This is a genomic window from Nitrosomonas oligotropha (assembly GCF_900106555.1).
Classification (GTDB): domain Bacteria; phylum Pseudomonadota; class Gammaproteobacteria; order Burkholderiales; family Nitrosomonadaceae; genus Nitrosomonas; species Nitrosomonas oligotropha_A.
Genome location: NZ_FNOE01000002.1, coordinates 1 through 12,459 on the forward strand (window position 1 = coordinate 1; position 12,459 = coordinate 12,459).

Annotated in this window: 13 protein-coding genes and 1 tRNA gene; 9 read left to right on the forward strand and 5 right to left on the reverse strand. The window is 46.6% G+C overall.

The annotated features are described in order from the left end of the window. Positions 1-209: 209 nt before the first annotated feature. Positions 210-794 carry a hypothetical protein gene (locus tag BLU57_RS01465; RefSeq protein WP_090315308.1) on the forward strand — a complete coding sequence of 195 codons (585 nt, stop codon included), beginning with the start codon at positions 210-212 and terminating at the stop codon, positions 792-794. A gap of 62 nt (positions 795-856) precedes the next feature. Continuing rightward, a complete protein-coding gene (locus BLU57_RS01470) occupies positions 857-1,426 on the forward strand; it encodes a hypothetical protein (RefSeq protein WP_090315310.1) in 570 nt (189 codons plus the stop codon). 137 nt (positions 1,427-1,563) lie between these two features. Here BLU57_RS01470 and secF read toward each other — a convergent pair whose 3' ends face one another. The 5 genes from secF to queA form a co-directional block, all read right to left on the reverse strand. Beyond that, positions 1,564-2,502, reverse strand: coding sequence for a protein translocase subunit SecF (gene secF, locus BLU57_RS01475; protein WP_090315312.1), 939 nt, complete (start codon positions 2,500-2,502; stop codon positions 1,564-1,566). Between the two features lie 23 nt (positions 2,503-2,525). After that, entirely contained in the window at positions 2,526-4,568 is a 2,043-nt protein-coding gene (secD, locus tag BLU57_RS01480; protein WP_090315314.1) for a protein translocase subunit SecD, read from the reverse strand. Positions 4,569-4,663: 95 nt separating this feature from the next. Then, positions 4,664-5,107: a preprotein translocase subunit YajC gene (gene yajC, locus BLU57_RS01485; RefSeq protein ID WP_090315317.1), complete on the reverse strand. Its 444-nt coding sequence runs from the start codon at positions 5,105-5,107 to the stop codon at positions 4,664-4,666. A gap of 47 nt (positions 5,108-5,154) precedes the next feature. Further along, positions 5,155-6,240 (reverse strand): tRNA guanosine(34) transglycosylase Tgt, encoded by a 1,086-nt coding sequence (gene tgt / locus BLU57_RS01490; RefSeq protein ID WP_090315320.1) that lies wholly within the window; start codon positions 6,238-6,240, stop codon positions 5,155-5,157. Next, positions 6,237-7,271 carry a tRNA preQ1(34) S-adenosylmethionine ribosyltransferase-isomerase QueA gene (gene queA / locus BLU57_RS01495; protein ID WP_090315321.1) on the reverse strand — a complete coding sequence of 345 codons (1,035 nt, stop codon included), beginning with the start codon at positions 7,269-7,271 and terminating at the stop codon, positions 6,237-6,239. Before queA ends, tgt begins: the two co-directional genes overlap by 4 nt. 109 nt (positions 7,272-7,380) lie before the next feature. On the opposite strand from queA, the gene BLU57_RS01500 reads away from it, so the two are divergent. The 7 genes from BLU57_RS01500 to BLU57_RS01530 all read left to right on the forward strand — a co-directional run bounded on the left by BLU57_RS01500 (position 7,381) and on the right by BLU57_RS01530 (position 12,237). Then, positions 7,381-7,467: transfer RNA gene (locus tag BLU57_RS01500), tRNA-Leu, on the forward strand. A 164-nt stretch (positions 7,468-7,631) separates the two neighbouring features. Continuing rightward, positions 7,632-8,855 carry a tyrosine-type recombinase/integrase gene (locus BLU57_RS01505; RefSeq protein WP_090315323.1) on the forward strand — a complete coding sequence of 408 codons (1,224 nt, stop codon included), beginning with the start codon at positions 7,632-7,634 and terminating at the stop codon, positions 8,853-8,855. A gap of 9 nt (positions 8,856-8,864) precedes the next feature. Further along, the gene (locus BLU57_RS01510; protein ID WP_090315324.1) at positions 8,865-9,764 is read left to right on the forward strand and encodes a DUF6387 family protein; all 900 of its coding nucleotides are present in this window, start codon (positions 8,865-8,867) and stop codon (positions 9,762-9,764) included. A gap of 125 nt (positions 9,765-9,889) precedes the next feature. Further along, the gene (locus BLU57_RS01515) at positions 9,890-10,135 is read left to right on the forward strand and encodes a helix-turn-helix transcriptional regulator (RefSeq protein WP_090315326.1); all 246 of its coding nucleotides are present in this window, start codon (positions 9,890-9,892) and stop codon (positions 10,133-10,135) included. Position 10,136: 1 nt separating this feature from the next. Next, positions 10,137-10,439, forward strand: a complete 303-nt coding sequence (locus BLU57_RS01520) for a helix-turn-helix domain-containing protein (RefSeq protein ID WP_090315328.1) — start codon at positions 10,137-10,139, stop codon at positions 10,437-10,439. 142 nt (positions 10,440-10,581) lie between these two features. Then, a complete protein-coding gene (locus BLU57_RS01525) occupies positions 10,582-11,361 on the forward strand; it encodes a plasmid recombination protein (RefSeq protein ID WP_090315330.1) in 780 nt (259 codons plus the stop codon). A 279-nt stretch (positions 11,362-11,640) separates the two neighbouring features. Further along, a complete protein-coding gene (locus BLU57_RS01530; RefSeq protein ID WP_143026926.1) occupies positions 11,641-12,237 on the forward strand; it encodes a hypothetical protein in 597 nt (198 codons plus the stop codon). Positions 12,238-12,459: the final 222 nt, after the last annotated feature.

The window sequence follows — 12,459 nt, forward strand, 5'->3', positions numbered from 1 at the left end:
TATATCAACAGTATTGCTGGCGCGGTAATTCCAGTCTTTACCAAACTGTAAGAGAAGTTAGTATCAACACCGGTACACCACTGTCGAAAGACAGCCGGTGTACCGGTTTTTTTATCGGTAGAGAAAAGAGTAAAAATTTAGGGTATTAAAAGAATGCGGACAAAAGAACTGGCACAATTAGAGGCGCTTATCCAAAAGGAGGATTTGTCGTGGTCAGGCAAATAGCACAAACGGGGACAGCAGTCTTTACACTCGTTATGGCACTGTATGCCGGTACAGCTGGCGCACATGGCAAAGTAGCGATGGAAGAAGACAACTGCATGCGCCGGATCGGCGAAAACATGATTCACCTCAGTACCTATCAGCCACAAGTAAACGAAGAAGGACATTACTGCACGGAAATACCCAAAGCGGGCAATGCCATACTCGTTATAGATTTAGTAGACCCTGCACTGCGTGAGATGCCGATAGGCGTAAAAGTTATGAAAGGCAGCAAAGCTGGCGAAGGGGATACGATCACAAGCCTGCATCCAGCGATGTATCAGGACGGTGTGATCAGCACACAAAGCCCTCTGGAACAAGGGAAATATCTGGTATTGATTACTGCTGAAGGCGTACCACCACTGAACTACGAATATCATTTACGGGTGGAAATGATCAACTACGCCGAAGTATTCAGAGCCACCATAGGACCGGCAGTCGGCCTATTGCTGACCACAATACTTGGGTATAAACTCATCCGGTCAAGGCGTTTCAGAGACTGGCTGGCAACACGCCGGGCCAACAAGAACTGAGATCCTATAGCAGACAAAGCATATTAGAGACTAACCATTCATAGACACAGGAAATCCAAACGATGTCAGCAAGACTAATAGAAATGAAGCAAACATTATTCGCGATTATACTCGCAACGGGCATGATATTTACCGCACAAGCACAAGCGCACGGTGGTTTGGCACTGGCTGAAGACATGTGCGTACTGACGGTAGGGCCGTACCGGATGCACTTTACCGGCTATCAACCCTTATCGCAGGAAGAAGAATTCTGTGAAGACATACCGGAAACAGGCAAGACCGTGATAGCACTGGACTACATCCAAGAAGAATTACGGCCGCTGAAAACGGAAGTGCGGATTATTCGTGACACGGGATCGGAAGCGAACCTGGATGAGATCACAGTATTCCACTTACCACCGAAAGTATATCCATCGGCATCAATTACGGTAGATCACACCTTTCCGGAGAAAGGCAAGTTTGTAGGGCTGGTGACGGTGACGGGTGGAGCGCAGGACTATGTATCACGCTTTCCGTTCTCGGTAGGTGAAGGCCGTCCGACCCCGAAAGTAGCGATTATTGCACCGGTTGTATTGGTCCTCGCTGTTGCCGCTTTCTTCTTCTTGCGGAAGCGTAAACCGAAAGCTGATTGAAAAATATAGCAAGTCCAAAAATGTAAAAAGCACAACAGGGAATTTCCTGTTGTGCTTTTTTCTATTCAGAAATTAGAAATGCGCGATTTATGGTCAACGGGTACTAATAGTTGACTCATTCATGTAATTGTAAAACCTTATACAACCGCGCCATCATTTTCCAGGGGTTTTTTCTCAATCTTAACAAGATCTTCGCGTTTGACACCCAGCAGCATGATGATTGAGCTGCCGACCATAATTGACGAATAAATCCCGAACAAAATCCCAATGGTTAATGCCAATGCAAAATAGTGAAGCACTTCACCGCCGAATAATAGCATTGCGATGACGACCATTTGTGTACTTCCATGGGTAATAATCGTGCGTGACATCGTTTCTGTAATGGCGCTATCGATGACTTCGGTAATGGATGCTTTGCGATATTTACGAAAATTCTCGCGGATCCGATCGAAAATAACGACTGACTCATTAACGGAGTAACCCAGTATGGCTAATATGGCGGCGAGCACGGTGAGCGAAAATTCCCACTGAAAGAAAGCAAAGCAGCCAACGATGATAACAACGTCATGCAAGTTGGCAATAATGCCCGATACGCCAAATTTCCACTCGAATCGCACTGCCAAGTAGGCAACGATACCAAGAGAAACAAATAGCAAAGCCAGTGCACCATTTTCCAGTAATTCCGCGCCGACTTGTGGTCCGACAAATTCAACTCGTTTCATTTCGACCGAAGAATCTGCTTGTCTTAATGCACTCATGACAGTTTCAGACAACTGTGCACTGGAAACCTCTGTTTTAATTGGTAAGCGAATCAAAACCTCACGAGAGGTGCCGAAATTTTGCACGCTGGCGTCAGACATACCGAGATCGGTGAGTACACCTCTGACTCTCTCGAGATCAGCGGCTTGATTGTAACTGACTTCCAGTACGGTTCCGCCCGTGAAGTCCACACCGAGATTGAGTCCTTTTGTGGTAATGAAGAAAATAGATAGGGCAAATGTCACAATTGAAATGACAGCCCCGACCCGTCTCCATCGCATAAAGGGGATGTTATGATTAAATCTAAAAAATTCCATGATTTACTTCCTTATAGATCTGATTAGTCAGCTTTGGGTTGCTTGGTATCAGATGATTTTCGCTTGTTTTTAGCTTTACCCGGTTTTCTTTCGCTCGATTCGGCTTGAACATCAAGATCAGCTCGTTGAATGACTTCGGTTTTAGCTTCAAGCTGTTTTGTAACTCTGTTCTGAATATCGATCGATTCTTCGCTTGCTTTGCTACGAGCTAATGCAGTTCTCTGATTAGTCTTATTTTGTTCCGGTATCCAGATTTTTCCAATCGGAACGTGATCCAATCGGCGATTACCATATATTAGATTCACCATGCCTCTGGACACAAAAGTTGCTGTAAATACGGAAGTCATAATGCCTAAGCAAAGTACTACCGCAAATCCTTTCACCGGACCTGAACCGAAAGCAAACAGTGCAATACCGGCAATGAGGGTGGTGATGTTGGAATCCACAATCGTGCCGAAGGCTCGCTCGAATCCCGCATGAATAGCTAATTGCGGCGAAGCGCCAGCGCGTAACTCATCCCTAATCCGTTCATTGATCAACACGTTGGCATCAATCGCCATACCGACCGTCAAGGCCAGTGCAGCCATTCCCGGAAGTGTCAGCGTAGCCTGCATGATGGATAATAAACCGACCAGCAGTAATAGATTCATGGCCAGTGCAACGACCGAGATCATACCGAACGCCGTGTAGTAAATGGCAATGAAGATAGCGACGCCCAAGAAGCCATATAAGGTCGAGTTGTAGCCTCGGGCAATATTCTCTGCGCCCAAGCTTGGTCCTACTGTGCGCTCTTCAATGATATCCATCGGTGCTGCCAAAGCGCCAGCGCGCAGCAATAACGCAACATCGCGCGCTTCCCTGCTGGTCATGCGCCCGCTGATCTGTACGCGTCCACCGCCGATTTCTTCACGAATGACCGGTGCGGTGATGACTTCCGCCTTATTTTTCTCAATTAGCAGAATGGCCATTCTTTTGCCGACATTATCCCGTGTTAATTGTTTGAAAATGCGCGATCCGCCATTGTCTAAATTGAGATGTACTGCGGGTTGATTGTCCTTATCAAACCCCGATTGAGCATCGGTGATATGCTCACCGGTCAACAATACTTGTTTTTTAACAAGCACTGGGCTTCCACCACGCTCTTCATACAGCTCGGTACCCGCGGGCACCTTGCCCTGCAACGCGGCATCGAGATCATGCTCGTCATCGACCATGCGAACTTCCAGGGTGGCTGTCCGTCCCAGAATATCTTTTGCTTTGGCGGTATCTTGCACCCCCGGCAATTGCACGATGACGCGATCCGATCCGGCTTTCTGGATGATCGGTTCAGCGACGCCCAGTTCATTAACGCGATTACGCAGGGTTGTGATGTTCTGCAACACCGCTGACTCTTGCATGCGCGCGAGTGCCTCGGATTTAATCGTAGCGACGAGATGGTAGCGGCTATCGACATTCTCTTCCTTGAAACCAAGGTCGGGATAATTCGACTTTAACTCAGCTTCCGCTTTGGTGCGTGATTCAGCGTCGCGAAATTTCAAAGTCAGTTTCTTGGCTTGTTTTTCCAGGCCGGTATAGGAAATTTTTTGTTCGCGTAATTTGCCGCGGATATCAGCGCTGTAACGATCCAGTGATTTTTCATGCGCGCCTTCCATATCGACGGCCAGCATGAAATGCACGCCACCGCGCAGATCCAACCCCAGATACATCGGCAATGCGCCGAGATCGGTCAGCCACTGGGGAGAATTGGGTAGTAAGTTTAGCGCAGTGATATAGTCATTACCCAAAGTTGATTCCAGCAAATCTTTTGCTTTGATTTGGGTCTCAGTATCGGCGAAACGTACTTTAATGCTTCCCTCTTCAAGGAGCATTCCATCCGTTCCAAGGTTGGCTTGTTTTAATGCGTCTTCAACGCGTTGCAACAAGGCGGTATCAGTGCTTGCGGACGTCCGTAAAGGGGAGATCTGTACTGCGGGCGATTCGCCGTAAAAATTCGGCAATGTATACAGCAAGCCGAGTAGCAGTGAAACCGCAATAATCAAGTATTGCCAAAGTGCGTAGCGGTTCATGGGTGTCAGTTAAGTATTAATTAATGATAAAAGATAAGAAAGATATGTGACGGCAAGCGATTCAATAACTATTCCTTCCGCCACGGTATGCGTGGTTATTTTTTGTCAACATTGCCAGCGTCAGTATCATGGCTCTCCGTGGTTTCGGCGGCACTGTTTTCCGAGGCGGTTGTTGTTTTGGTTGTTTTGGATTTTTGAGTTTTTCCTTTCGGCTCGATACTTTTCAGTGTTCCTTTGGGCAATAGGGTTTGCACCGAGGATTTAAGCGCGGTGACTTCGATAGCCGGTGCTATTTCGATAATCACATAAGCTTCGCTGACATTCAGAACCTGACCGAGAATGCCGCCGTTGGTAATGACTTCATCGCCTCTCTGCAATCCTTCCACCATCTGTTTTTGCTCTTTGGCGCGTTTGGCCTGCGGGCGGATCAGCAGGAAATAAAATAAGACAAGTATTCCGAACATCGATAATAGGCTCAGCCAGTCTGCGTCAGCTTGCGTTGACGCGGCAGCTTGGGCAAATGCATCATTAATCAGCATAAAATTCTCCTTTTCTGAAAAAAGGTACATATTAGCATGATGACCGCTTATGCCAGAAATTCTTGTGCATATTCTTCAAATTGTTGGTTTTCGATTGCGCTGCGGATTTCTTGCATCAATTGCTGGTAATAATACAAGTTGTGTACGGTATTCAGATGCGCTCCCAGCATTTCGTTGATGCGTTGCAAATGATGCAGATAAGCGCGGCTGAAATGCTGGCAGGTGTAGCAACCGCAGTGTTCGTCCGGAGGCGATGTATCGAGCCGGTAGCGGCTATTACGTAATTTAATAATGCCATGACGCGTATACAGCCAACCATTGCGCGCATTTCGCGTCGGCAATACGCAATCGAACATATCAATGCCGTGTGCCACGGCGTGCACAATATCCGCCGGTGTGCCGACACCCATCAAATAACGCGGTTGATCAACGGGTAGCAGCGGTGCGGTATGTTTGAGGATGCGCTGCATGTCCGCTTTGGGTTCGCCGACGGATAATCCGCCGATCGCATAGCCGTCAAAACCGATGCGATATAAACCAGCAAACGATTGATCACGCAGCTGTTCGTACATGCCGCCTTGTACGATACCGAACAATGCATTCGGATTGCCGTGATGCGCTTGTTTGGAGCGTTCCGCCCAGCGCAGACTGAGTTCCATCGAGAGTTGAGTGGTCGGTTCATCTGCCGGATACGGAGTGCACTCATCAAAGATCATCACAATATCGGAATTGAGCGTGCGTTGAATCCGCATCGATTCTTCCGGTGACAGAAAACAGTTGTCACCGTTGACCGGTGATTTGAAATGCACGCCTTGCTCGGTGATTTTGCGCAAATCGCCCAAGCTATAGACCTGAAACCCGCCGGAATCGGTGAGTATCGGGCCGCGCCAACCCATGAAATCATGCAATCCGCCATGTGCATCGATCACTTCTAATCCAGGGCGCAGCCATAAATGGAATGTGTTACCCAGAATGATTTGTGCGTTCGTTGCTTGCAATGCAGCGGGTGGCATGCTTTTGACCGCGCCATAAGTTCCTACCGGCATGAAAACCGGTGTTTCGACTGTGCCGTGCGCTAAGGTCAAGGTGCCGCGACGGGCTGCCTTGTCAGTGGAATGTAACTGAAATTTCATGATTTTCTCTCAATCAGCATGGCGTCTCCATAGCTAAAAAAACGGTAGCGCTCAGTTACGGCATGCCGATAAGCAAGCCGGATGTTTTCCATGTCGGCAAAAGCGGAAACCAGCATCAGCAGTGTTGAGCAGGGCAAATGAAAGTTGGTCAATAATCGCTCGACTACTTGAAAATGATAGCCCGGTGTAATGAAAATCCGCGTATCGCCATACCCTGCGATCAATTGGTCATGATGAGACGATGCACAGGATTCCAGCGCTCGTAGCGATGTCGTACCGACGGCGAGAATGCGCCCTCCCGATAGTTTGGCTTGCCGGATCGCATCCACGGTGGCCTGCGGGATATGGTAAGTTTCGCTGTGCATGGTGTGATCAGCGATATTTTCAACCCGCACCGGCTGAAATGTTCCGGCGCCGACATGCAAAGTGACATAGGCAATGGTGATGCCCATCGCCCGTAATTGATCCATCATGCCGGTATCGAAATGCAGCCCCGCGGTTGGTGCCGCAACAGCTCCTGCATTTCTTGCGTAAACTGTTTGATAACGCGCTTCATCTGCCGCGGTCGCCGGGCGGGCGATATAGGGAGGCAACGGCAATTGACCGTAGCATTCCAGTAATTCCGCTGTCGTTTTTTCATGTTCAAAGCGCAAGGTATAAAACTCTTGCTCACGCGCGATCACGGTCGCCGTTATCGCATCCGCCAGCAGTAAAGTTGAGTCCGGTTTGGGAGCATGGCTGGCACGTATAGCTGCCAGAACATGGCGATCATCGAGTATTCGCTCCACCATCACTTCCACCTTGCCGCCACTATCTTTTTTTCCGAACATGCGCGCCTTAATTACCTGGGTATCATTAAACACCATGACATCTCCGGCGCGCAGGAAGCTGGATAAATTTGAAAATAACGCGTCCTGCCATTGATGATTATTGCTGTCCAAATAGAGCAAACGGCTGCCGGTGCGTTGCTCGGCGGGAAACTGTGCGATCAATTCGGCGGGCAGATAAAAATCAAAATCCTGAGTCTTCATGCCGCCTATTATACCGGCGCAGCATGTTTTCCGCCCATGCGGCTTGCTGTACTTCGGCTTTTCAGTGATAATTGCGCCTTCTGTTTATTCAAAACAGGCAAATTGTTTGGCCGAGATGGCGGAATTGGTAGACGCACGGGACTCAAAATCCCGCGATGGTGACATCATGGGGGTTCGATTCCCCCTCTCGGCACCAGTAGCAACATTCAAGTGGTTTCATATCGTATCAAATACCTTGTAATTACAAAGAATTTAAGAAATTGATCGTATCAAGAGATAGCATGTTATCTTTTGACATACCATCAAATTGTTGGTACTTTTGATGGTACTTTTAGATACCAACATGCCAGATACCATCAAATGCTTACTGATGTCGCAGTACGCCAAGCTAAAGCAAAAGAGAAGCCCTATAAAATAAGCGATAGTAGTGGGTTGTATTTATTGGTGAATTCCACCGGTAAATATTGGCGCATGAATTACCGTTTCGCAGGCAAGCAAAAGACTTTAGCAATAGGCGTATATCCCGCAGTATCGTTGGTTGATGCCAGAAAGAAACGAGATGAAGCAAAAGATCAACTTGCCAAAGATATTGATCCGGCAATAACTAAAGCCATCAATAAACACATTGTGCGCACCGCAGCAGAAAATACTTTCAAAGCTGTAGCGTTGGAATGGCACGCGAAAACCAGCAAAACATGGGCGGAATCGACGGCGAACAATATCAAGCGGTATCTGGAAAAAGATATTTTTCCGTGGCTAGGCAATCGTGTCATCAAGGATATTGCCGCACCGGATTTGCTGGTGGTATTGCGCAAGATAGAAAGCCGTGGGGCACATGAAAAAGCGCAGCGTTGCCGCGAATATGCCGGGCGGGTGTTTCGCTATGCCGTGGCGACCGGACGCGCGGAACGCGATCCTAGCGGGGATTTGAGGGGTGCATTGACACCGGTTAAAGTCAAACACCATGCCAGCATCACCGACCCTAAAGCCATTGGCGCATTACTGCGCGCGATTAATGGTTTTAGCGGTTCTTTCATCACCAGATGTGCCTTGCAGCTTGCACCACTGGTATTTGTGCGCCCTGGTGAATTGCGTCATGCCGAATGGTCGGAAATCGATTTTGATAAAAAAGAATGGCGCATACCCGGCCACAAAATGAAAATGGGTGAAGTGCATATCGTGCCATTATCCCGTCAAGCGATTGAAATTTTGCAATCGATTCATCCATTGACTGGCGACGGTCAATATATCTTCCCGAGCATACGCAGTGGTGCCCGCCCGATGTCCGAAAATACCGTCAACGGCGCATTGCGGCGCATGGGGTATGAAAAGGACGAAATGACCGGCCACGGTTTCCGCAGCATGGCCAGCACACTGCTACATGAGCATGGCTGGCCGCATGAAGCGATTGAGCGGCAACTTGCCCATGCGGAACGCAATAAAGTGGTGGCCGCATATAACTACGCCGAACACTTGCCAAAACGACGGGAAATGATGAACTGGTGGGCAGATTATTTGGATGAACTGGCAGCGGGTGCAAAAGTGGTCAATTTTCAGAAAGATCGAACAAGACTTTCTGAATAAAGGGATATTATGGAAACTTGGAAAAAAATCCCATCGTGGTTTAAGTTAGATAACTATCGTGACTCGTTTAATTTTACAGCTAAAGAGTGGCTAGAAGAAATAAGTAAAAGGCAAAATAAAGCAGTGATCTTTATGAGCCCTGATTATTATTCAGAGATTTTATTGATGAGTCCTGATGATTTCAGCGAGGAAATGGAAGCAGCAATACAGTTCTTTGATAATATAAAGAAACAACCCCTAATTAGCTGTAGGTATGATGTTCGTTACTCAGAACTTGAAGAAATTCTTGGAGATTTCAAAATAACTGAGAACGAATATAAACATAAATTCGCTACTGTTCAGGAACTGAGCGAGTATAACGCGTACATGTTCTTTTTCAATTCAGATAAAAGAATAGAAATTGAAAATGATTTATCAAGTCTTTATTCCGTTCATGTAGATCGTGAAGATTGGGTTAATGGAATAAAGCGCAATTTTGATATTAAAAGAAAATACAGCCAGCCAATAGCAAATCACGACATGTTTGAAGGTAGTAAATTTCTTGAGATTTATCTTAATTCAAGTGATGAGCAAATCTTATATGAATTTAAAAAATGGTTAGTTGATACTAGAAATTCCTCTGATAAATTTATTAAGCGTCAGTTATCAACTAAAGATTTCCAAGATTGGTCTGAATCGCAGCTTCTTCCTTATTGGGATTTAACTACGATTGCTGCGATTGAGAACGCAACTATTCCATATCATGTATTAGGCAATGCATTGTTTCCCGATGAGTATGGTGTTGATCTTACCGAGCGAATTAGAAAGATTACAAAAAAGAAGTGTCAGTACATGTTTTCTGGAGAGGTTTTTGGCGCACTATTAGCACAAGCAAGATCTGAGGAGCTAAGCCGGAATAATTTATTATGAAATTTATTCCGGTTTAACAGTTATAAAAGGTTGTTCCGGAAATAAAAACAATAACTTTCTTCCCTCGTAACTCATAAATCATGTAATTAAACTTCATATCACCTTAAAACAACTCAAGAGGTGACATGATGTTTAGTAACAAATCAGAAACAATTCCCGAAGCACTCAAAAACTTTGATCAACTCCCTGATACAGCCAATGTAAGGCAGCCTGTCGTTCAGGCTTTATATGCCTGTTCACCAGCCAGTGTATGGCGCGGTGTCAATGCCGGACGTATACCGAAACCGCGAAAATTATCGCCGCGTACTACTTGCTGGAACGTGGGCGAGCTGCGTGCAGCGTTGATTGCAGCAGGTAATCAGGGGGCATAACATGGACAAAAAAATACCGCCCCAAAAAGAAGCGGCTTTTCAAGAAATCAATCGGAATTTTAGCGGGGATGATGCCAAACAGCAATGCGCACGGCTTTTGCAGGCGTTGAAGATGTATTCTATCAATACCTATGAAGCCAGCCGTGGTCTTGGAGTGTATCACCCGCCAGCGCGAGTTATGCAGCTTCGCAAAAACGGATACCCAGTCGATACAGTGTGGCAAACCATCGTTGCTGAAAACGGTGATACGCACCGCGTCGGCTGCTATCTGCTGCGCAACGGGGATTATCGCCATGAGTCATAATCGTGAATCTTGGCTGGAACGCCTGGAAATGTTGCTTGCTCGGTTTTCTCACTTAGGGATAGGCGCGGATGTGGCTTCATTCAGTTTAATTGAATTCTTGTCATTGTACGTTTACTTATCCCGGTTAATGGAAAGCTAGGCGATGGCTGGCAGTCACTTTTTCCGCATGGGAAAGGTGAACGGCAAAAACGGTATTCTGAACGCGGCAAAGCATAACAAGCGCGCCTTGCAAACTGAACTTGGTGCGGGTGCGCATATTGCAGCGCTCAGGACATCGTTAAACTATTCACTGACTGACCCGGCAACGGCTGAGCAAGTAGACCGAACTGCCAAAGTGTTGATGGTGCAGGCTGGCATTGATAAACCGCGCAGTAATCAAGTCATGGCGCTGGAAATCCTTTTCAGCTTGCCTACTAACCGGCACCAGCATGATACCCGGCCATTCTTTCAATGTTGCATGGATTGGACAACAAGAAATATTCCGGGGGTATTGCTGTCATTCGATGTTCATCTTGATGAAAGCGCACCCCATGCACATGCGCTGATTTTGCCTTTGGTGGATAACAAAATGCGGGGAAACAAGATTATGGGAAACATTGGCAATTTGAACCGGTTGCGAAACTTGTTTTATACCGAAGTTGCCCGTCATTTTGGTTTAACAAGAAACGAAACCAAGCGATTGAGCTGCGATGATAAGGCGGCGCTAGAAAAGCAAGTTTTGCTGCGGCTTAGGATTGATGCTGTGATGAAATCTGCTATATGGTCGTGTGTGCGTGATGCCATTCACAACGACCCGCTACCCTATGCGCAGTTATTGGGGATTGAACAGAAACCCGCCAGATATACCGGAAGATCATTCGTGCAGATCATGACTTCCAAGGGCAAAGGTAAAGAAATAGAAAGCGAGATAAACACTATATAGCGATTCAGCACTCAAAATTATCAAACACTATCCTGTGTATAGTGTTTCATTAAAATGATGGTAGTGATGGTAGTGATGGTAGTGATGGTAGTGATGGTAGTGATGGTAGTGATGGTAGTGATGGTAGTGATGGTAGTGATGGTAGTGATGGTTGTCTAGGTTCTTTTGATAGTCTGAAGATCGAGGGTAATTTGAACCCCGATTGCGCACTAGATATGCAAAATCTGCACATAACTGTGAGAAATGATGACGGCAAAAAACAAATCCAAGGAACATTCAATGAATAACGCGCAAACGCTTACTGTCGCTGTCGAAAAAGGCGAAAACGAGCAACGCAAGCTGGCTGAAGCGCAATTCTCACCGGATGTTTTGAATACATTAACGACGCAAACCTTCACCAAGCCCCTATTCGGTGAGATTGATTTCACCCAGGCCATTGCAGTCATGAAGGAAAAAACAGAAAAGATTATCGCTGGTGATTTGAATGAACTGGAATCGACACTGACCTCGCAAGTTGTATCGCTAAACGCGATTTTCAACACATTGGCGAGAAAAGCGGCGCACTCTGAATTTCTGAATCAAATGGAAGCTAACATGAGACTGGCATTGAAAGCGCAAGCACAATGCGCCCGCACTGCCGAAATACTGGCCGCAATCAAGAATCCACCGGTAATAATTGCCAAGCAAGCCAATATTGCCGCCGGGCATCAGCAAATAAATAACCATTCGTCACGCGCACGTGCAGGGAAAACAAAAAATCCGGAAAACGAACTATTAAGCGAGGATAACCATGCGGCATTGGACACCAGAAGAGCGGTTGAAACAGGCCAAACTCATCAGGAAATGGCAACCGTGGAAACAATCGACGGGCGCTAAAACATTGAAGGGAAAAGCCAGATCAAGCCAGAATGCTTATAAGCATGGATTCAGTAGGCTGCACAAGGAATTGCGGAGATTATTGAAACAGCAAAAGCAGCTACTTGAAAGCATGGACTAGTAACCATTTGCTAATAGATACGCAGCAGTTACATTCACCCTATGGTTAACCGGGATGATTCGCAGATAGATTGCCGATAAAATCACGAAGCAGAATAACAA